Annotated in this window: 15 protein-coding genes; 4 read left to right on the top strand and 11 right to left on the bottom strand. The window is 63.6% G+C overall.

From position 1 onward, the window contains the following. Positions 1-5: 5 nt before the first annotated feature. The gene (gene ptsP, locus J4D28_RS08260; protein ID WP_103330509.1) at positions 6-2,528 is read left to right on the top strand and encodes a phosphoenolpyruvate--protein phosphotransferase; all 2,523 of its coding nucleotides are present in this window, start codon (positions 6-8) and stop codon (positions 2,526-2,528) included. Positions 2,529-2,554: 26 nt separating this feature from the next. Next, on the top strand, positions 2,555-4,276 hold the full coding sequence (gene nagE / locus J4D28_RS08255) for an N-acetylglucosamine-specific PTS transporter subunit IIBC (protein ID WP_103330512.1): 1,722 nt from the start codon (positions 2,555-2,557) through the stop codon (positions 4,274-4,276). A 176-nt stretch (positions 4,277-4,452) separates the two neighbouring features. Here the strand turns inward: nagE and J4D28_RS08250 are convergent, their stop codons facing one another. Together J4D28_RS08250 and purL are read right to left on the bottom strand one after the other, a co-directional pair. Continuing rightward, positions 4,453-4,764: a YqfO family protein gene (locus J4D28_RS08250; RefSeq protein WP_009047129.1), complete on the bottom strand. Its 312-nt coding sequence runs from the start codon at positions 4,762-4,764 to the stop codon at positions 4,453-4,455. 5 nt (positions 4,765-4,769) lie between these two features. Next, complete coding sequence (gene purL, locus J4D28_RS08245) at positions 4,770-8,666, bottom strand: phosphoribosylformylglycinamidine synthase (protein ID WP_009047128.1); 3,897 nt, start codon at positions 8,664-8,666, stop codon at positions 4,770-4,772. Between the two features lie 287 nt (positions 8,667-8,953). Here purL and mltF point away from each other — a divergent pair, with 287 nt between their 5' ends. Then, complete coding sequence (gene mltF / locus J4D28_RS08240; protein WP_009042308.1) at positions 8,954-10,414, top strand: membrane-bound lytic murein transglycosylase MltF; 1,461 nt, start codon at positions 8,954-8,956, stop codon at positions 10,412-10,414. A 109-nt stretch (positions 10,415-10,523) separates the two neighbouring features. On the opposite strand, the gene pdxJ is transcribed toward mltF, so the two are convergent. The 9 genes from pdxJ to lptF all read right to left on the bottom strand — a co-directional run bounded on the left by pdxJ (position 10,524) and on the right by lptF (position 18,999). Further along, the gene (pdxJ, locus tag J4D28_RS08235; protein WP_009047126.1) at positions 10,524-11,264 is read right to left on the bottom strand and encodes a pyridoxine 5'-phosphate synthase; all 741 of its coding nucleotides are present in this window, start codon (positions 11,262-11,264) and stop codon (positions 10,524-10,526) included. A gap of 127 nt (positions 11,265-11,391) precedes the next feature. Then, the gene (gene recO / locus J4D28_RS08230; protein WP_009047125.1) at positions 11,392-12,081 is read right to left on the bottom strand and encodes a DNA repair protein RecO; all 690 of its coding nucleotides are present in this window, start codon (positions 12,079-12,081) and stop codon (positions 11,392-11,394) included. Positions 12,082-12,200: 119 nt separating this feature from the next. Next, positions 12,201-13,103, bottom strand: coding sequence for a GTPase Era (gene era, locus J4D28_RS08225; protein ID WP_007932155.1), 903 nt, complete (start codon positions 13,101-13,103; stop codon positions 12,201-12,203). Beyond that, on the bottom strand, positions 13,096-13,785 hold the full coding sequence (gene rnc / locus J4D28_RS08220) for a ribonuclease III (RefSeq protein ID WP_009042306.1): 690 nt from the start codon (positions 13,783-13,785) through the stop codon (positions 13,096-13,098). Before rnc ends, era begins: the two co-directional genes overlap by 8 nt. Beyond that, positions 13,782-13,967, bottom strand: coding sequence for a hypothetical protein (locus J4D28_RS08215; protein ID WP_009047124.1), 186 nt, complete (start codon positions 13,965-13,967; stop codon positions 13,782-13,784). The genes rnc and J4D28_RS08215 overlap by 4 nt, the downstream gene beginning before the upstream one ends. 31 nt (positions 13,968-13,998) lie before the next feature. After that, the gene (gene lepB / locus J4D28_RS08210) at positions 13,999-14,853 is read right to left on the bottom strand and encodes a signal peptidase I (RefSeq protein ID WP_007932153.1); all 855 of its coding nucleotides are present in this window, start codon (positions 14,851-14,853) and stop codon (positions 13,999-14,001) included. A gap of 5 nt (positions 14,854-14,858) precedes the next feature. After that, positions 14,859-16,658 carry a translation elongation factor 4 gene (lepA, locus tag J4D28_RS08205; RefSeq protein ID WP_007932152.1) on the bottom strand — a complete coding sequence of 600 codons (1,800 nt, stop codon included), beginning with the start codon at positions 16,656-16,658 and terminating at the stop codon, positions 14,859-14,861. A 168-nt stretch (positions 16,659-16,826) separates the two neighbouring features. Continuing rightward, a complete protein-coding gene (lptG, locus tag J4D28_RS08200) occupies positions 16,827-17,888 on the bottom strand; it encodes an LPS export ABC transporter permease LptG (protein WP_016702720.1) in 1,062 nt (353 codons plus the stop codon). Further along, positions 17,881-18,999, bottom strand: a complete 1,119-nt coding sequence (gene lptF / locus J4D28_RS08195; protein WP_009047122.1) for an LPS export ABC transporter permease LptF — start codon at positions 18,997-18,999, stop codon at positions 17,881-17,883. The genes lptG and lptF overlap by 8 nt, the downstream gene beginning before the upstream one ends. Positions 19,000-19,310: 311 nt before the next feature. On the opposite strand from lptF, the gene J4D28_RS08190 reads away from it, so the two are divergent. Beyond that, on the top strand, positions 19,311-20,771 hold a 1,461-nt coding region (locus J4D28_RS08190), incomplete at its 3' end, for a leucyl aminopeptidase (protein ID WP_207246409.1).

Genomic DNA, 20,771 nt, shown 5'->3' with positions numbered 1-20,771 from the left:
GCGCCATGCACAACAACAATAAAGACCTGACGCTCGGCGCTCCCTTGAGCGGCCCGGTGCTCACCCTCGCCAGGGTCCCCGACCTGGTGTTTTCCAGCGGCGCCATGGGCGACGGGATCGCCATCGACCCGCTGAACAACACCCTGCACGCCCCCTGCGCTGGCGTGGTGGTGCATGCCGCCCGCACCGGCCACGCAGTGACCCTGCGTGCCGACAATGGCGCGGAACTGCTGCTGCACCTGGGCCTGGACACTGTCCAGCTGCAAGGCGAGGGTTTCTCCATGCTGGTGCAGGAAGGCGCCCGGGTCAGCAGCGGCCAGGCCCTGCTGCGCTTCGACCTCGACCAGGTCGCGCGGAACAGCAAAAGCCTGATCAGCCTGATGATCCTGACCAACGGTGAACACTTCCAGGCCCTGCCCATCACCCTGAAATCGGTGAAAGTCGGCGAACCGCTGCTGCACATCGTTCCGCGCGCGACCAATGGGGCCCAGGCGCAAGCCAGCGACACCTCGACCGACGAGGTCGAAGGCCATACCCGGGTCAATCACCGCGGTGGCCTGCATGCCCGGCCCGCTGCGCTGATCCGCCAGACCGCCCAGGGTTTCAGCAGCAAGGCGCAACTGCATTTCAACGGCAAGTCGGCGTCCTGCGACAGCCTGGTCAGCCTGATGGGGCTGGGGGTCGGCGAGCAGGACGAGGTGCGGGTCAGTTGCCAGGGCAAGGACTGCAAAGCCGCCCTGCTGGCGCTGCTGGACGCCCTCGCCACCCCGCTGGCCGAAGACGCCCACGCCGCGGCGCCGGCGGTGAAGGCCGCCACACCCCAGCGCCCCGCCGAAGCCGGGGTGATCCAGGGTGTCTGCGCCGCCCCCGGACTGGTCTGCGGGCCGCTGTTTCACCTGACCGCCATGACCCTGCCCGAAGACAGTGGCGGTCACCTGCCCCAGGAACAACTGCAGGCGCTGGACCAGGCCCTGGAAAGGGTTCGCAGCGACATTCGCGGCACCCTGGACCACGCCCGGCAACGCAAGGACAACCAGGAAGAAGCGATCTTCGCCGCCCACCTGGCCCTGCTCGAAGACCCGGCGCTGCTGGACGCCGCCCGCCAGAGCATCGCCCAGGGACGCGCCGCCGCCCACGCCTGGAGCGACGCCATCGGCGAACAGTGCGAGATCCTGCTGCAACTGGGCAATGCCCTGCTCGCCGAACGCACCAACGACCTGCGCGACCTGCAACAACGGGTGCTGCGCGCCCTGCTCGGCGAAGCCTGGCATTACCAGCTGCCGGCCGGCGCCATAGTCGCAGCCCACGAACTGACCCCGTCCGACCTGCTGCAACTGAGCGAGCAAGGCGCCGTTGGCCTGTGCATGGCCGCCGGCGGCGCCACCTCCCACGTAGCGATCCTGGCCCGGGGCAAGGGCCTGCCCTGCCTGGTGGCCCTGGGCTCGGAGCTTGTCGATGTGCCTCAAGGCCAGCAGGTGGTGCTGAACGCCGATCAGGGTCGCCTGGAACTGACACCGGACAGCGCCCGTATCGAACAGGTCCGGCAGAGCCATCTGCTGCGCCAGCAACGGCGCGAGCAACAACAGCAACAGGCCCAGCTGCCGGCCAGGACCCTCGACGGCCAGGCGATCGAAGTCGCCGCCAATGTCGCCTCCAGCCAGGAAGCCGAGAACGCCCATGCCAACGGTGCCGACGGCGTCGGCCTGCTGCGTACCGAGTTTCTGTTCGTCGACCGGCATACCGCCCCCGATGAGCAGGAGCAGCGCCAGGCCTATCAGGCCGTACTCGATGCCATGGGCGACAAGGCGGTGATCATCCGCACCATCGACGTCGGCGGCGACAAGCAACTGGACTACCTGCCATTGCCGGTGGAAGCCAACCCGGTGCTGGGCCTGCGCGGCATTCGCCTGGCCCAGGCCCGCCCGGAACTGCTGGACCAGCAACTGCGGGCCCTGCTGCAGGTCAGCCCACTGCAACGCTGCCGCATCCTGCTGCCGATGGTCAGCGAGCTCGACGAATTGCTGCATATCCGCGAGCGCATCGATTGCCTGTGCGCCGAGCTGGGGATCGGCCAGCGCCCGGAGCTGGGGGTGATGATCGAAGTCCCGGCCGCCGCCCTGCTCGCCGAGCAACTGGCCGAATACGCCGACTTCCTCTCCATCGGCACCAACGACTTGTCGCAATACACCCTGGCCATGGACCGTGACCATGCCGGCCTGGCCGCGCGGGTCGATGCGCTGCACCCGGCGCTACTGCGGCTGATCGCCCAGACCTGCGCCGGCGCGGCCAGGCATGGGCGCTGGGTCGGTGTGTGCGGCGCCCTGGCCTCCGATCCGCTGGCGACGCCGGTGCTGGTCGGCCTGGGGGTCAGCGAGCTGTCGGTGAGCCCGCCGCAAGTGGGCGAGATCAAGGAACGGGTCCGCCAGCTGGACGCCGCCGAATGCCGGCGTATCAGCCACGACCTGCTGAACCTGAGCAGTGCCTCGGCGGTGCGCCATGCCTGCCACCAACACTGGCCCCTGAGCTGAACAACAAGAACACCGGGAGACACGCCATGTACCAATTTTTCATCGAAGGCCTGCAGCGCCTGGGCCGGGCCCTGATGCTGCCGATCGCGATCCTGCCGATCGCCGGCCTGCTGCTGCGCCTGGGCGACACCGACCTGCTGAACATCGCGATCATCCACGATGCCGGCCAGACCATCTTCGCCAACCTGGCGCTGATCTTCGCCATCGGCATCGCCGTGGGCTTCGCCAAGGACAACAACGGCACCGCCGGCCTGGCCGGCGCCATCGGTTACCTGGTGATGGTGGCGACCCTCAAGGTGCTCGATGCCAGCATCAACATGGGCATGCTCGCCGGGATCATCAGCGGCTTGCTGGCCGGCGCCCTGTACAACCGCTTCAAGGACATCAAGCTGCCGGAATACCTGGCGTTCTTTGGCGGACGGCGCTTCGTGCCGATCGTCACCGGCTTCAGTGCCGTCGGCCTGGGGGTAGTGTTCGGCCTGATCTGGCCGCCGATCCAGCACGGCATCAACAGCTTCGGCGCCCTGCTGCTGGACAGCGGCAGCTTTGGCGCCTTCGTCTTCGGCGTGTTCAACCGCTTGCTGATCGTCACCGGCCTGCACCACATCCTCAACAACATGGCCTGGTTCGTCTTCGGCAACTTCACCGACCCAACCACCGGCGCCCTGGTCACCGGGGATATCTCGCGTTACTTCGCCGGCGATCCCAAGGGCGGCCAGTTCATGACCGGCATGTTCCCGATGATGATCTTCGGCCTGCCCGCCGCCTGCCTGGCGATGTATCGCAACGCCTTGCCGGAGCGGCGCAAGGTGATGGGCGGGATCCTGCTGTCGATGGCCCTGACCTCGGCCCTCACCGGGGTGACCGAACCGGTGGAATTCGCCTTCATGTTCCTCGCCCCCTTTCTCTACCTGGTGCACGCCCTGCTGACCGGCCTCGCCATGGGCCTGACCAACTTCCTCAATATTCACCTGGGCTTCACCTTCTCCGGCGGCGCCATCGACATGGCCCTGGGCTGGGGCAAGTCCACCAACGGCTGGCTGATATTTCCCGTGGGCCTGCTCTATGCGGTGATCTACTACACGGTCTTCGACTTCTGCATCAAACGCTTCAACCTGAAAACACCGGGCCGCGAAGACACCCCAAGTACCGAAAAAGCCGCCATGACCAACAATCAGCGCGCCGGTGCCTATATCCGGGCCCTGGGCGGCGCGGACAACCTGATCACCGTCGGCGCCTGCACCACCCGCCTGCGCCTGGAACTGGCCGACCGCAACAAGGCATCGGACAGCGAGCTCAAGGCCCTTGGCGCCATGGCCGTGGTGCGTCCCGGCAAGGGCGGCAGCCTGCAAGTGGTGGTCGGCCCGCTGGCCGACAGCATCGCCGATGAAATTCGCCTGGCCATGCCCAGCGCCGGCAAGCCACTGGAGCAGCCAGGCCCCGCCGCTGCGGCCTTCGAAGCACCGGCAGCGGTGAGCATCGCGCCCCAGGAAGCCGTGAAATGGCTGGACGCCTTCGGCGGCAGCGACAATGTGCTGCAACTGGAGTGCGTGGCCATGACCCGCCTGCGGGTGCAACTGGGCGACAACAAGGCGCTGTCGGAATATCAGCTGAAGAGCCTTGGCTGCCAGGGCTCGAGCCAGCTCGACGATGGCGTCTGGCACCTGCTGATCGGGGAAAAGGCCGCGAGCCTGGGCCAGGCGCTGGATACCCTGATCAACCGCAGCGAGGTCAGCGCCAAGGTCTGACGGGCTCGCATGCTGTAGGAGCGAAGCTTGCTCGCGATCAGGTCCACAGTGAAGAAGATGGCGCCTGGACGGGCGCTATCGCGAGCAAGCTTCGCTCCTACGGGGGTGGCGGCGAACCGGCACAAAAAAGCCCGCTGACCGTTACCGGTTCGGCGGGCTTTTTCATGGGCGGGGCCTTAGAAGTCTTCCAGACGCCAGACTTCATAAGCCGGTGTCTCGTAGGGATGGCTCTGCTTGAGGGCCATCACCACGCTGCGGATCAACTCGTCGGCCACCACCAGCTCGACTTTCCATTCCTGCACCTGCTCGACCTGGCCGGTCTGCCCGAGAAACGGCTGGCTGCCGTCCAACGGGCGAAACTGGCCCTGGCCCAGCACCTGCCACGCACACTGGTCGTAAGCGCCGATCCGTCCGCCGCCGGCGGCGAATACAGCGTTCTTGACCACTTCCACGTGGCTGGGCGGGACGAAAAAGCTGAGCTTGTACACGGGCCTTAGTTAACCCACACGCGAGCGTTACGGAACATGCGCATCCACGCCGCATCTTCGTTCCACTCTTCCGGACGCCAGGAGTTCTGCACGGCACGGAATACCCGCTCAGGGTGCGGCATCATGATGGTGACGCGACCGTCGCGGCTGGTCAGGCCGGTGATCCCGCGCGGCGAGCCGTTCGGGTTGGCCGGGTAGCTTTCGGTGACCTTGCCGTGGTTGTCGACGAAGCGCAGGGCCACGCAACCGGACAGGTCGGCTTCGAGCAGCGCTTCTGCGCTTTCGAATTCCGCATGGCCTTCGCCGTGGGCGATGGCGATCGGCATCCGCGAACCGGCCATGCCCTGCAGGAAGATCGAATTCGACTCCTGGACCTGGACCATCGCCACACGGGCCTCGAACTGTTCGGAACGGTTGCGCACGAAGTGCGGCCAGAACTCGCTGCCCGGGATCAGCTCGTGCAGGTTGGACATCATCTGGCAACCGTTGCACACGCCGAGGGTGAAGGTGTCGTTGCGCTCGAAGAAGCCCTGGAAGGCGTCGCGGGCACGGCTGTTGAACAGCGCCGACTTGGCCCAGCCCTCGCCGGCGCCGAGTACGTCGCCGTAGGAGAAGCCGCCGCAGGCGACCATGCCCTTGAAGTCGTTGAGGTCGACGCGACCGGCGAGGATGTCGCTCATGTGCACGTCGATCGCGTTGAAGCCAGCGCGGTCGAACGCCGCGGCCATTTCCACCTGGCCGTTGACGCCCTGCTCGCGCAGCACCGCCACCTGAGGACGCACGCCTTTCTTGATGTAAGGCGCGGCGATGTCCTGGTTGACGTCGAAGCTCAGCTTGACGCTCAGGCCCGGGTTGTCTTCTTCCAGCAGGACGTCGAATTCCTGCTCGGCGCAGTCGGCGTTGTCGCGCAGGCGCTGGATCTGGTAGCTGGTTTCAGCCCACTGGCGCTGCAACAGGCGACGCTCGCCGGCGAAGACGCTTTCGCCGTTGAAGCTGATGTTGATATGGCCGTTGTTGACCGGCTGGCCGATCACCGCCACGCAGTCGCCCAGGCCGGCGGCGCTGAATTGCGCCAACACGCCCGGGGTCGCGTCCTGGCGCACCTGGATCACCGCACCCAGTTCTTCGTTGAACAGGATGGCGGCGATCTCGGTCGAGGTCTCGGCCAGGGCGTCGAGGTTCAGGTTCAGGCCGCAGTGACCGGCGAAGGCCATTTCCACCACGCTGGTCAGCAGACCACCGTCGGAACGGTCGTGGTAAGCCAGCAGGTGACCGTCGGCGTTGAGGCCCTGGATCACCGCGAAGAAGGCTTTCAGGTCTTCGGCGTCATCGACGTCCGGAGCCTGCTTGCCGAGCTTGCCGTGCACCTGGGCGAGGATCGAGGCGCCCATGCGGTTCTGGCCGCGACCGAGGTCGATCAGGATCAGATCGGTGGTGCCCTTGTCCATGCGCAGTTGCGGGGTCAGGGTCTGGCGGATGTCGGCCACAGGCGCGAAACCGGTCACGATCAGCGACAGCGGCGAGGTCACGCTCTTGTCGACGCCCTTGTCGTTCCAGCGAGTGGCCATGGACATGGAGTCCTTGCCCACCGGGATGGTAATGCCCAGCTCAGGGCACAGCTCCATGCCAACCGCTTTCACGGTGTCGTACAGACGAGCGTCTTCGCCTGGGTGACCGGCAGCGGACATCCAGTTGGCCGACAGCTTGATGTCGGAAATCTTCTCGATGCGCGAAGCGGCGATGTTGGTCAGGGTTTCGCCGATGGCCATGCGGCCCGACGCCGGAGCGTCCAGCAGCGCCAGCGGAGTCCGCTCGCCCATGGCCATGGCTTCGCCGGTGTAGACGTCGAAGCTGGTGGCGGTGACGGCAACGTCGGCCACCGGAACCTGCCACGGGCCGACCATTTGGTCACGGGCCACCAGGCCGGTGATGGTGCGGTCGCCGATGGTGATCAGGAAGCTCTTGCTGGCCACGGCCGGGTGATGCAGGACGCGCTCGATGCTTTCGGCGATGTCCAGGTTGGCCGGATCGAAATCGTCGCCCAGTTCAGTCTCGCGAACGGCCGAACGGTGCATGCGCGGAGCCTTGCCCAGCAGCACTTCCAGCGGCATATCCACCGGGCTGTTGCCGAAGTGGCTGTCGGTCACGGTCAGTTGCGGCTCGGCAGTGGCTTCGCCGACGACCGCGAACGGGCAGCGCTCACGCTCGCAGATGGCCTGGAAGCGTTCGAAATCAGCGGCGCCGACGGCCAGGACGTAACGTTCCTGGGATTCGTTGGACCAGATTTCGTGCGGGGCCATGCCCGGCTCGTCGTTCGGAATATTGCGCAGTTCGAAGCGACCGCCACGGCCGCCATCGTTGACCAGCTCCGGGAAGGCGTTGGACAGGCCGCCCGCGCCGACGTCGTGGATGAAGCTGATCGGGTTCTTGTCGCCCAGCTGCCAGCAGCGGTCGATGACTTCCTGGCAACGGCGTTCCATTTCCGGGTTTTCACGCTGTACCGAGGCGAAATCCAGGTCGGCCGAGCTGGTGCCGGTGGCCATGGAGGAAGCAGCGCCGCCGCCCAGGCCGATGAGCATCGCCGGGCCGCCGAGGACGATCAGCTTGGAGCCGACGGTGATCTCGCCTTTCTGTACGTGTTCGGCGCGGATGTTGCCCATGCCGCCCGCCAGCATGATCGGCTTGTGGTAACCGCGAACTTCTTCACCGCGCGGGGTGTTGATGGACTGTTCGAAGGTACGGAAGTAGCCGGTCAGGGCCGGACGGCCGAATTCGTTGTTGAACGCCGCGCCGCCCAGCGGGCCTTCGATCATGATGTCCAGGGCGTCGACGATGCGCTCGGGCTTGCCGTACGGCTTTTCCCATGGCTGTTCGAAGCCCGGGATCTGCAGGTTGGACACGGTGAAACCGGTCAAGCCGGCTTTCGGCTTGGCGCCGCGACCGGTCGCGCCTTCGTCGCGAATCTCGCCGCCGGAACCGGTGGAGGCCCCCGGGAATGGCGCGATGGCGGTCGGGTGGTTGTGGGTCTCGACCTTCATCAGGATGTGCACCGGCTCCTGCACCGCGCCGTACTGGCGGGTATCCGGATTCGGGTAGAAGCGCCCGGCAACGGAACCGACGATGACCGCCGCGTTGTCCTTGTAGGCCGACAGCACACCTTCGTTGTGCATCTGATAGGTGTTCTTGATCATGCCGAACAGGCTTTTTTCCTGGCTCTGGCCGTCGATATCCCAACTGGCGTTGAAGATCTTGTGGCGGCAGTGCTCGGAGTTGGCCTGGGCGAACATCATCAGTTCGATGTCGTGCGGGTTGCGCTTGAGCCCCTGGAAGGCGTTGACCAGGTAATCGATTTCGTCTTCGGCCAGGGCCAGGCCCAGCTCGGTGTTGGCCTGCTCCAGCGCGGCGCGGCCACCACCGAGGATGTCGATGGCGGTCAGCGGCTTCGGCGTGGCATGGCTGAACAGGCCGGCAGCCTGTTCCAGGTTGCCCAGCACGATCTGGGTCATGCGGTCGTGCAGGGTGTCGGCGATCAACTGCGCTTGCGCGTCGCTGAATTCACCGGCCACGTAGAAGGCAATACCGCGTTCCAGGCGCTGGATCTTGCTCAGGCCGCAGTTGCGGGCGATATCGCTGGCCTTGCTCGACCATGGCGAGATGGTGCCGAAACGCGGCAGCACCAGGAACAGACGACCGGTAGGTTCTTGCACCGGTACGCTTGGGCCGTACTTCAGAAGGCGCGCAAGCACCTGCTGTTCGTCGCCGGTCAGGACGCCGGTAACTTCGGCGAAGTGAGCGAATTCAGCATACAGGCCACTGACAGCTGGAACCTTCTGGCTCAGTTGCTCAAGGAGTTTGCTGTGGCGAAAGGCAGAAAGGGCAGGAGCGCCGCGCAGGATCAACATCTTCGGGACAGCCTCGGGAAGGGGGTGTGCTTTGAGGCCGTGCATTCTAGCCTAAACCGCCCGCGACGGCACCCGAAACGGCATGCCCGAGCACGGCCAGACGTCGGCCCGTGCGCAGCCCCCTGCGACAAAGGCTTATCCGGCCCCTTCGGAAGGGTTATTTGAACCCTCTCGGCAAGCCGCGAAGGCCCATTCCCGAGGGCTCTGGCCGGGGGCCGGGACCTCTAGCAGACAAGCCCTTCGCTGTCGAGATATGGCGGTTGTTGTCCTTTGCGTATACTGCGCAGATGTTTTCCCCAATGGCTTTACGTCCGCGCTGTGCCCGATGGCTCATCGCAACCGGACTCTTCCTGATGCTCAGTGCCTGCGTTGAGAAACCCAGCACACTGGAGCGAGTAAAGGAGGATGGCGTGCTGCGGGTGGTCACCCGTAACAGCCCGGCCACCTACTTTCAGGATCGCAATGGTGAAACCGGCTTCGAATACGAGCTGGTGAAACGCTTCGCCGACGATCTGGGGGTAACGCTCAAGATCGAAACCGCGGACAACCTCGACGACCTCTTCGACCAGCTGGGTAAACCTAACGGCCCGGTGCTGGCTGCTGCCGGTCTGGTCAGCAGCGAGAAACGCAAGCAGCAAGTCAGGTTTTCCCACACCTATCTGGAAGTGACCCCGCAGATCATCTACCGCAACGGCCAGTCCCGCCCCACCGATGCGGGCGACCTGGTCGGCAAGAAGATCATGGTGCTCAAGGGCAGCACCCACGCCGAGCAACTGGCCGAACTCAAGCTGAAATACCCCGGCATTCAATATGAAGAGTCCGACGAGGTCGAAGTGGTCGACCTGCTGCGCATGGTCGACGAAGGGCAGATCGACCTGACCCTGGTGGATTCCAACGAAGTGGCGATGAACCAGGTGTATTTCGCCAATATCCGCGTGGCCTTCGACCTTGGCGATGCCCGCAACCAGAGCTGGGCGGTGGCCGCCGGTGAAGACAACAGCCTGCTCAACGAAATCAACGACTTCCTCGACAAGGTGCAGAAGAACGGCACCCTGCAACGCCTGAAGGACCGTTATTACGGGCACGTGGATGTCCTCGGTTATGTCGGCGCCTACACCTTTGCCCAGCACCTGCAGCAGCGCCTGCCCAAGTACGAGAAACACTTCAAGGCCTCGGCCAAGGAAGAAAAGGTCGATTGGCGCCTGCTGGCGGCCATTGGCTACCAGGAATCCTTGTGGCAACCGAGCGTCACCTCCAAGACCGGCGTACGTGGCCTGATGATGCTGACCCAGAACACCGCCCAGGCCATGGGCGTGTCCAACCGCCTGGATGCCAAGCAAAGCATCCAGGGCGGCGCCAAGTACCTGGCGTACATGAAGGATCAACTGGACGACAAGATCGAAGAGCCGGACCGCACCTGGTTCGCCCTCGCCGCCTACAACGTCGGCAGCGGCCACCTGGACGACGCCCGCAAGCTGGCGCAAAAGGAAGGACTGAACCCGAACAAGTGGCTGGACGTGAAGAAAATGCTGCCGCGTCTTTCGCAGAAGCAGTGGTACAGCAAGACCCGCTATGGCTACGCCCGGGGCGGCGAGCCGGTGCATTTCGTCGCCAACATCCGTCGTTACTACGACATCCTGACCTGGGTCACGCAGCCGCAGCTGGAAGGCGACCAGGTGGCCGAAGGCAATCTGCATGTGCCGGGCGTGGACAAGACCAAGCCGACCCAGGAAACCCCGCCGCTTTAAACCGCATCGCGAGCAAGCTCGCTCCTACAGAGATAGACGGAGGCCACTATTTCCGTGCACGCCGCCAACCCTGTAGGAGCGAGCTTGCTCGCGATAGCATCAAAGACTGTTACCTGGCCGCCGCCAGGATTAGCGCCTTCATCTCCGCCACCGCACCCTTGAAGCCGACGAACAGCGCATGGGCCACCAGCGCATGGCCGATGTTCAGCTCGTTGATGCCCTTGATCGCCGCGACCGCCTCGACGTTGTGGTAATGCAGGCCGTGGCCGGCATTGACGATCAGGCCCTGGCCCAGGCCGAACGCCACGCCATCGGCCACGCGTTGCAGCTCCTCGGCCACCTCGCTCGGCGTTTCGGCATCGGCGTAACGCCCTGTGTGCAACTCGATGGCAGGTGCGCCCACCCGACGGGAGGCTGCAATCTGCCGCTCATCAGCATCGATGAACAGCGACACTTCGGCGCCGATCTTCGACAGACGCTCTACCGCCGCCTTGATCCGCGCCTCCTGCCCGGCGACATCCAGGCCGCCTTCGGTGGTCAGCTCCTGGCGGGTTTCCGGAACCAGGCAGATGTGCGCCGGACGGATGCGCTCGGCGAACGCCATCATTTCCTCGGTGACGCCCATCTCGAAGTTCATGCGGGTTTGCAGCACGTCCTTGAGCAGCAGCACGTCGCGCTCCTGGATATGCCGGCGGTCCTCGCGCAGGTGCACGGTAATGCCGTCGGCCCCCGCCTCTTCCGCGTCCAGCGCCGCCTTGACCGGGTCAGGGTAACGGGTACCCCGGGCCTGACGCAGGGTGGCTACGTGGTCGATGTTCACGCCAAGAAGAATGCGATTGCTGGTGGTCACGGAAGCGCTCCTGAGGAGTTAGAGATTCGGTGCACAGCATATAGTGTCCGCTGGCGAAAATAACTGCCGGCGTTCGGCCGCACGAGCAAGCCAGGCAGGATTCGAGCGTATTGGCGTAATGGGACGACTAGGGCTTGCGAAACAATTCGCGACTGACCAATGGCCGACCGCCCAGGTGCACCGCCAGCGCCTGGCGCATCAGGCGCTTGGCTGCCGCCAGCGCGCCGGGGGCGCTCCAGTCGGCTTGCGCCATGGCCAGCAGCTCGGTGCCGTTGAACAGGCCCGGCTGCAACAGCTGAACCTGCTCCAGGCCGGCATCCACCTGCAGGCGATACATGCCCTGCGCCTCGATCGGCGCGCCGTGGATATCCGTGTCCAGGGCAAAACCGTAGCCCAGGTCGTCCAGCAGGCGCCACTCGAAGGCACGCAGCAAGGGCTCAAGGGCCCTGCCCTCGGCCAACGCCAGCAAGGTTGCCGCATAGTGCTCGAAGATCGCCGGATGCGGATCTTCGGCAGGCAGCAGGCGGATCAGCAGCTCGTTGAGGTAGAGACCGCTGAACAGCGCCTCGCCGTTGAGCCAGGTGGAGGTTCCCGCGCTCTCCATGCGCCCGACGTTTTTCAGCTCGCCGCGCCCACGAAACTCCACTTCCAGCGGCACGAACGGCCGCGCCAGGGTCCCGGCCTTGCCCCGCGCGCCACGCAACACCGCGCGCAGCCGCCCTTGGGGCGTGAGGAAGTCCACCAACGCACTGCTCTCGCGATAGGCGCGACTGTGCAGGACGTAAGCGGGCTGGCCGATGGGAGGGTTACTGGACATAGGTGTCGGGGGATCTCAAGGCTTGAGAAAGTGACAGGTCCGGAATTATCGCGAGCAGCACACCCGCTCCCTTGTAGGAGCGAGCTTGCTCGCGATTGAGCGCAAAGCGCTCGCAGGAGTTACAGGTCGCCGTAGCCCAGCGAACGCAGGGCACGCTCGTCGTCGGACCAACCGCCTTTGACCTTGACCCACAGGTTGAGCATGACCTTGGAGTCGAACAGCAGCTCCATGTCCTTGCGCGCTTCCATGCCGATGCGCTTGATGCGCTCACCCTTGTCGCCAATGATGATTTTCTTCTGCCCGTCGCGCTCGACGAGGATCAAGGCATGAATGTGCAGGGTCTTGCCCTGCTGCTTGAACTCTTCGATTTCCACGGTGATCTGGTACGGCAGCTCGGCACCCAGTTGGCGCATGATCTTCTCGCGCACCAGTTCGGCGGCGAGGAAACGGCTGCTGCGGTCGGTGATCTGGTCTTCCGGGAAGAAGTGATCGTTTTCCGGCAGGTGCTTGGCGATCAGGCCTTCCAGGGCTTCCAGGTTGTGGCCCTGCTGGGCCGACACCGGAACGATCTCGGCATTCGGCAACTGCTCCTGCAACCAGGTCAGGTGCGGCATCAGCTCGGCCTTGTCCTCGATGCGATCGGTCTTGTTGATCGCCAGGATCACCGGGCCCTGCACGTACTGCACGCGCTCCAGCACCAGCTGGTCTTCGTCGGTCCACTTGGTGCGGTCGACGACGAAGATCACCACGTCGACGTCTTTCAAGGCCGCCGAGGCAGTCTTGTTCATGTAGCGGTTCAGCGCCTTCTCGTTGCTCTTGTGCATGCCCGGGGTGTCGACATAGATCGCCTGGATGGCGCCTTCGGTCTTGATGCCGAGCATGTTGTGCCGCGTGGTCTGCGGCTTGCGCGAGGTGATGGCCAGCTTCTGCCCCAGGATATGGTTCAGCAGCGTGGACTTGCCCACGTTCGGACGGCCGACGATGGCGACATAGCCACAGCGTGTTGCGGTTGTATCAGTCATGGCCATTCTCCACGCCCAGGGCAATCAGTGCTGCGGCGGCCGCTACCTGTTCGGCAATACGACGGCTCACACCCTGACCTCGGCTTTTTTCGTTCAGTAGGGTGATTTCGCATTCGACGAAGAACGTCCGGCAATGGGGCTCACCCTGGATATCCACCACTTCGTAGCGGGGCAATTCACAGGCACGCGACTGCAGGAACTCCTGCAGGCGGGTCTTGGGGTCCTTGTTGGTGTCGACCAGCGTCAGGCTGTCGAACTCGGACGTCAGCCAGGACAGCACACGCTCACGCGCGACCTCCATGCCAGCATCCAGGTAGATCGCACCGATCAGCGCTTCCAGGGCATCGGCGAGGATCGACTCACGGCGGAAGCCGCCGCTTTTCAACTCACCGGAACCCAGGCGCAGGTATTCGCCCAGATCGAAACCGCGGGCCAGTACGGCCAGGGTTTCTCCCTTCACCAGGCGCGCGCGCAGACGCGACAGCTGGCCTTCACGGGCCTGGGGGAAACGCTCGAACAGCGCTTCGCCGGCGACGAAGTTGAGGATGGCGTCACCGAGGAACTCCAGGCGTTCGTTGTTGCGCCCGGCAAAACTGCGGTGAGTGAGGGCCAGGACCATCAGTTCCTGGTCCTTGAAGGTGTAACCGAGCTGACGCTCGAGACGGCTCAAAGAAACGCTCACGGTTTACCCACGCTGAGTTCGTGGTTGAATTTCACCACCTTGGAGACGAGGCACGAGGTGCCTGTGGCAATTAACGCTGTGTTCAAATCCACATCCTGAATATCGTTGACTGCTGCTTCTGGTGACGCCTGGGAGGCTGCCGAACCTGGCGGGCCGGTGTTCTGCAAGATCCAGAAAAGCATTCGGCGCTGTGTTCAACAGCGCCGTGTTTGATTACTTGATCAGGCCAACCCGCGAGAAATTCGGCAGGTGGCTGAGTTTCGGTTCGGGCCAGCTCATCCAGACTGCGAAGGCCTTGCCGACGATATTCTTGTCGGGAACCATGCCCAGCAGGTCCTTGGGAATGCTCGGGTCATCCCAGTAGCGGCTGTCGTTCGAGTTGTCGCGGTTGTCGCCCATCATGAAGTAGTGCCCGGCAGGCACGGTCCACTGACGGTCCGGGGTCGCCCGGTAGCGGCTCATTTCCTTGCGGATCAGGTGCTCGGCGGCGCCGAGTTTTTCCTTGTAGAGCTCCGCGCTGCCCAGGGTGCCCGGCTCGGAGCCGACCAGCTGTTCGGCGACCGACTGGCCGTTGACCAGCAGGCGCTTGTCGCTGGTGTAGCGCACTTCGTCGCCCGGCAGGCCAACCACACGCTTGATGTAGTTGACGTTCGGATCGCTCGGGTAGCGGAACACCATCACATCGCCGCGCTGCGGATCACCGACCTCGATGATTTTCTTGTCGATCACCGGCAGGCGGATCCCGTAAGAAAACTTGTTCACCAGGATGAAGTCGCCCACATCCAGGGTCGGTTTCATCGATCCCGAAGGAATCTGAAACGGTTCCACCAGGAACGAACGCAGCACCAGCACGATGAACAGCACCGGAAAGAACGATTTGCCGTACTCGACCAGCATCGGCTCCTTGTTCAGTTTCTCGATGACCAGTCCATCCGGCTGGCTGACGCTGCCCTGATAGTTGGTAATGGCGGCACGCCGACGCGGCGCCAGAAAGACCAGATCGAGCAACGCCAAGAGGCCGCAGACGGCGACGGCGATGACCAGCAACAGCGGGAAATTTAGCGACATAGGACCTAACTATCCAACCTGAGCACGGCAAGGAAGGCTTCTTGTGGAATCTCCACGTTACCCACTTGCTTCATGCGTTTCTTACCGGCCTTCTGCTTTTCCAACAGCTTGCGCTTACGGCTAACGTCACCACCGTAGCATTTGGCCAGTACGTTCTTTCTGAGCGCCTTGACGGTTGTCCGCGCCACAATCTGCCCGCCAATGGCGGCCTGGATTGCCACGTCGAACATCTGCCGAGGAATCAGTTCCTTCATCTTCTCGGTCAACGCACGCCCTTTGTAGTGCGCGTTGTCACGGTGCACGATCAATGCCAGGGCGTCGACTTTCTCACCGTTGATCAGCACATCCAGCTTGACCAGATTAGCCGATTGGTAGCGATCGAAATGATAATCCAGCGAAGCATAGCCACGACTGGTGGATTTGAGGCGGTCGAAGAAGTCCAGGACCACTTCGTTCATCGGCAGGTCGTAGGTCACCTGGACCTGGCTGCCGAGGAACAGCATGTCGTGCTGTATGCCGCGCTTCTCGATGCACAGGGTAATGACGTTACCCAGATGCTCCTGCGGCACAAGGATATTGGCCCGCACGATCGGCTCGCGCATGTCCTCGATGGACGACAGATCCGGCAACTTCGACGGGTTATCGACGTAGATCGTCTCACCATTCTTCAGTTGCAACTCGAAAATCACCGTCGGCGCCGTGGTGATCAGGTCCAGGTCGTATTCGCGCTCCAGGCGCTCCTGGATGATTTCCATGTGCAGCATGCCGAGGAACCCGCAACGGAAGCCGAAGCCCAGTGCGTCGGAGCTTTCCGGGGTGTATTGCAGCGACGAGTCGTTCAGCGTGAGCTTTTGCAGGGCTTCGCGGAAGTCTTCGAAGTCGTCGGAGCTGACCGGGAACAGGCCGGCGTAGACCTGCGGCTGAATGCGCTTGAAGCCGGGCAGCACTTCGACGTCAGGGGTCGAGCTCAGGGTCAGGGTGTCACCAACCGGTGCACCATGAATGTCCTTGATGCCGGCGATGATGAAGCCCACTTCACCGGCCTTCAGGTCGGTGGTGGCGGTGTGTTTCGGGTTGAATACACCGACGCTGTCCACCAGGTGGATCTTGCCGGTGGATTTCACCAGGATCTTGTCGCCCTTTTTCACGCGGCCATGGCGCACGCGAACCAGGGACACGACGCCCAGATAGTTGTCGAACCAGGAGTCGATGATCAACGCTTGCAGCGGATCCTCGATGTTGCCGGTCGGCGCGGGAATGGTGGTTACCAGGCGCTCCAGCACCTCGTCGACACCCAGGCCGGTCTTGGCGCTGCAGGTCACGGCGTCGGTGGCATCGATACCGATGATCTTCTCGATCTCTTCCTTGACCCGGTCCGGATCGGCCTGCGGCAGGTCGATCTTGTTCAGCACCGGCATGACCTCCAGGCCCTGCTCGATGGCGGTGTAGCAGTTGGCGACCGACTGCGCTTCCACGCCCTGGCCGGCGTCGACCACCAGCAAGGCGCCTTCACAAGCGGCCAGCGAGCGGCTGACTTCATAGGTGAAGTCCACGTGGCCCGGGGTGTCGATGAAGTTCAGCTGGTAGGTGATGCCGTCGCGGGCTTTGTAATAGAGGGTAACGCTGTGGGCCTTGATGGTGATCCCGCGTTCACGCTCAAGGTCCATGGAGTCCAGAACCTGGGCTTCCATTTCGCGCTCGGCCAGGCCGCCGCACATCTGGATGAAGCGATCGGCCAGAGTCGACTTGCCATGGTCAATGTGGGCGATGATGGAGAAATTGCGGATATGACTCAAATCACTCACGGATCAACACTCAAAAAGGCTGCAGGCATAGCCCGCCGAAAAATAGCCGGGAATTGTACCTGATAGACGACGCAAGCGTCACGTTCGCCTGTCAGTGGTGCATAAACGCAAAACGCCCCGGTCTTTCGACAGGGGCGTTGCTCTTGCGCGTGGCGTCATTGGCGCCGGTCAGCCGGCCCGGCGCATCAGCCAGAACCCGGCCAGGGCACAGAAACCGGCGGGAACCAGCACCGCGAACAGCGGCGAGAAGCCAAATACCAGGCTCGACGGGCCCAGCAGGTCCTGGGCGATGCGGAAGGTGAACCCCACCAGCACGCCGGTGAATACCCGCTGGCCGAGCGTCACGGAACGCAACGGACCGAAAATGAACGAAATCGCCATCAATACCAGGGCCGCGGTGACCAGCGGTTGCAGCACCTTGACCCAGAACGCCAGCCAGTAGCGACCGTTGTTCAGGCCCTGATCGGCCAGGTAGTGGATATAGCCCCACAGACCGCTGATCGACAGGGACTCCGGCGCCATCACCACAGTGCTCAGCAGTTGCGGGCTCAAGGCCACGTCCCAGCGTTCCTGAGGGGTATTGATGACTTCGGTATGGCCTTCACGGAAATAAGTGGTGGTGACGTCGCTCAGCTGCCAGTAGTTCTCTTCGAAGCGGGCCTGGCGAGCGAAGCTCGAGGACAACATGTGCCGTTGATCGTCGAAGTGGTAACGGGTCACGCCATACAGCAGGCCATTGGGTTGCACGGCGTTGATGTGGATGAACTCCTCGCCCTGACGGTGCCACAGGCCGCGTTTGGAACTTTGCGCGTCGCCCGAACCCTGCGCCAGCGCGCGACTGGCCTGTGCCTGGCTTTCCGTGGCGGGAGCGACGTACTCGCCGATCAGCACACCGGCCAGCATCAGGAACAGCATCGGCTTCATCACCGCCCAGACGATCCGCCCGATGGACACGCCAGCGGCGCGCATAATGGTCAGCTCGCTGTTGCTGGCCAGGCTGCCCAGGCCGATCAGGCAGCCGATCAGGGCCGCCATCGGCAGCATTTCGTAGAGTCGGCGCGGCGCCGTCATGACCACGAAACTCAGCACATCCATCACGGTGTAGTTGTCGCTGACACTGCCCATTTCGTCGATGAAGGCGAACAGCGACGCCAGGCCGAGAATGATCCCCAGTACCGCCAGAATGGCCAGCAGGACACTGTTGCCGATGTAGCGATCGAGCTTAACCACGAGCCACCTCCTTCATGCTGCGGCGGCTCGCCAGTTTCAGACGCAAGGGTTCCCAGTACAGCAATCCGAGGCCAATCAATAGAAACAGTCCGTGTACCCACCACAGGCCCAGCGCCTGCGGCAGCTTGCCCTTTTCCAGCGAGCCACGGGCCGCGATCAGGATGGTCAGGTAAGCCATATAAAGAAGAATCGCCGGCAGCAGTTTGAGGAAGCGGCCCTGGCGCGGGTTGACCCGGGACAGCGGCACCGCCATCAGGGTCACGACAAACACCAGCAGCGGCAGGGAAATACGCCATTGCAGCTCGGCATGGGCGCGCAGTTCCGGGTTGCCGATCAGGTCGCGGGTCGGCATGGCGTCGCGGTCGGTGACCTCGTCGCTGACGTCCGGCTTGGCCAGCAATACGCCGTAGGTGTCGTATTTGATGACCCGGTAATCGGCCTGGCCGGGGTTACCGTCGTAGCGGTAGCCGTTTTCCAGGATCAGGTAGCGGTTGCCGTCCGGACGAATGTCCTGGTGCCCCTTCTCTGCCACCAGCACCGAGATGCCCTGGTCTTTCTTGTCCTGGCTCAGGCGTTTTTCCGAGATGAATACGCCACCCAGGTTGGCGCGGTCATCAGACAAGTGTTCGGTATAGGTCACCCGGGTACCGTCGTTGAGCGCCTGGAAGCGCCCCGGCACCAGGGTGTCGAATTCGGTCATGGCGTCCTGCTTGTTCAGCAGCAGTTGGAACTGATTGGCCCCCTGCGGCGCCAGGCTCAAGCTCAGCCACGCCACCAGCAGGGCCACCAGCGCGGCCGGGATCATGGTCATGCCCAGCAGGCGCTGCTGGCTCATGCCGGTGGCCGACAGCACGGTCATTTCGCTTTCGAGGTACAGCCGGCCGTAGGCCAGGAGAATGCCGAGGAACAACCCCAGCGGCAGGATCAGTTGCAGGAAGCCTGGCAGGCGAAAGCCCATGATCAGGAACAGCGAGCCCGGGTCCAGTGCGCCCGAGGCCGCTTGCGCGAGGTATTTGACGAAACGTCCGCTCATGATGATGACCAGCAGAACGGCACTCACGGCGCTCAAGGTCAGCAACACTTCGCGGGATAGATAACGGAAGACGATCAAACCAGACACTCCAGGGTTGTCAGGCTAAGGCGGCCAAACAAGCAAACACGGCCCGTGAAGCCGAGCCGCCGAAAAAAGATGGCGCATTATCCTGTGATTGCATGCGCCTGTCACTGCGCATGCTCACGCAGGCCTCTAAAGCGGCGAAGTTCGCTCATGGGAGGGTTGTCAGCCTCGACCGCCCGGGTTCAAACTGGCGGCCCTGTCGTTGGCCGCTGCCGACGCCTCTCCTTATAAAAGCTACAGACATGACAAGCCTGGCGCACGGCATTGGCCCTGCGCTCTTTGACCATTAATTCAGGGACCCGGACATGGAACTGGTTGTAAAAAGCGTTAGCCCGGAAACGTTGAAGACCGCCACCCTGGTGGTCGCCGTCGGCGAAGGCCGCAAGCTCGGCAGCGTTGCCAAACAACTCGACGAGCTCAGCGGAGGCGCCATCGGCGCGGTACTCAAGCGCGGCGACCTGGACGGCAAGGTCGGCCAGAGCCTGCTGTTGCACGCCCTGCCGAACCTGAAGGCCGAACGTGTCCTGCTGGTCGGTACCGGCAAGGACGCCGAACTGGGCGACCGCCCGTTCCGCAAGATCGTCAGTGGCATCCTCGCTACCCTCAAGGGCCTGGGCGGCAGCGATGCCGTGCTGGCGCTGGACGAAGTGGTGGTCAAGGGCCGCGACAGCTACGGCAAGACCCGCCTGCTGGCTGAAACCCTGGTGGACGGCGAGTACAGTTTCGACCAGTTCAAGAGCCAGAAAGCCGAACCGCGCGCCCTGAAGAAAATCACCCTGCTGACCATCAAGGCCGCGCTGGCCGAAGTCGAGCGCGCCGTGGCCCACGCCAAGGCGATCGCCAACGGCATGGCCTTCACCCGCAACCTGGGCAACCTGCCGCCGAACATCTGCCACCCGACCTTCCTCGGCGAGCAGGCCAAGGCCCTGGGCAAGGAATTCAAGGCCCTGAAAGTCGAAGTCCTCGACGAGAAGAAGATCAAGGAACTGGGCATGGGCTCGTTCTATGCGGTGGGCCAGGGCAGCGCCCAGCCACCACGCCTGATCGTCATGCAATACAACGGCGGCAAGAAATCCGAGAAGCCGTACACCCTGGTCGGCAAGGGCATCACCTTCGACACCGGCGGCATCAGCCTCAAGCCTGGCGCCGGCATGGATGAAATGAAGTACGACATGGGTGGCGCCGCCAGCGTGTTCGGTACCCTGCGCGCCGTGCTGGAACTCAAGTTGCCGATCAACCTGGTGTGCATCCTGGCCTGCGCCGAGAACATGCCGAGCGGCACCGCTTCGCGTCCGGGCGATATCGTCACCACCATGAGCGGCCAGACCGTGGAAATCCTCAACACCGACGCCGAAGGCCGCCTGGTGCTGTGCGATGCCCTGACCTACGCCGAGCGCTTCAAGCCACAGGCGGTGATCGACATCGCCACCCTGACCGGTGCCTGCGTGGTCGCCCTCGGCTCCCATACCTCGGGCCTCCTGGGCAACAACGACGAGTTGATCGGCCAGTTGCTGAGCGCCGGCGTTCAGGCTGACGACCGTGCCTGGCAACTGCCGCTGTTCGACGAGTACCAGGAACAGCTGGACAGTCCGTTCGCCGACATCGCCAACATCGGTGGCCCGAAAGCCGGCACCATCACCGCTGCCTGCTTCCTGTCGCGCTTCACCAAGCAGTACAACTGGGCGCACCTGGATATCGCCGGTACCGCCTGGACCAGCGGCGGCAAGGACAAGGGCGCCACTGGCCGTCCGGTGCCCCTGCTGACC

Origin of the sequence: Pseudomonas sp. GW531-T4, from assembly GCF_017349615.1 — a bacterium.
GTDB classification, from domain to species: Bacteria; Pseudomonadota; Gammaproteobacteria; order Pseudomonadales; family Pseudomonadaceae; genus Aquipseudomonas; species Aquipseudomonas chlororaphis_I.
Note: the sequence above shows the minus strand (reverse complement) of the source record. Positions and strands in the feature narration are given on the sequence as shown.

Coding starts and splice junctions, on each gene's coding strand:
- nagE (WP_103330512.1), top strand. CDS start 2,555: ATGTACCAATTTTTCATCGAAGGCCTGCAGCGCCTGGGCCGGGCCCTG.
- ptsP (WP_103330509.1), top strand. CDS start 6: ATGCACAACAACAATAAAGACCTGACGCTCGGCGCTCCCTTGAGCGGC.
- mltF (WP_009042308.1), top strand. CDS start 8,954: ATGTTTTCCCCAATGGCTTTACGTCCGCGCTGTGCCCGATGGCTCATC.
- lepB (WP_007932153.1), bottom strand. CDS start 14,853: ATGTCGCTAAATTTCCCGCTGTTGCTGGTCATCGCCGTCGCCGTCTGC.
- purL (WP_009047128.1), bottom strand. CDS start 8,666: ATGTTGATCCTGCGCGGCGCTCCTGCCCTTTCTGCCTTTCGCCACAGC.
- J4D28_RS08215 (WP_009047124.1), bottom strand. CDS start 13,967: ATGCTTTTCTGGATCTTGCAGAACACCGGCCCGCCAGGTTCGGCAGCC.
- recO (WP_009047125.1), bottom strand. CDS start 12,081: ATGTCCAGTAACCCTCCCATCGGCCAGCCCGCTTACGTCCTGCACAGT.
- era (WP_007932155.1), bottom strand. CDS start 13,103: ATGACTGATACAACCGCAACACGCTGTGGCTATGTCGCCATCGTCGGC.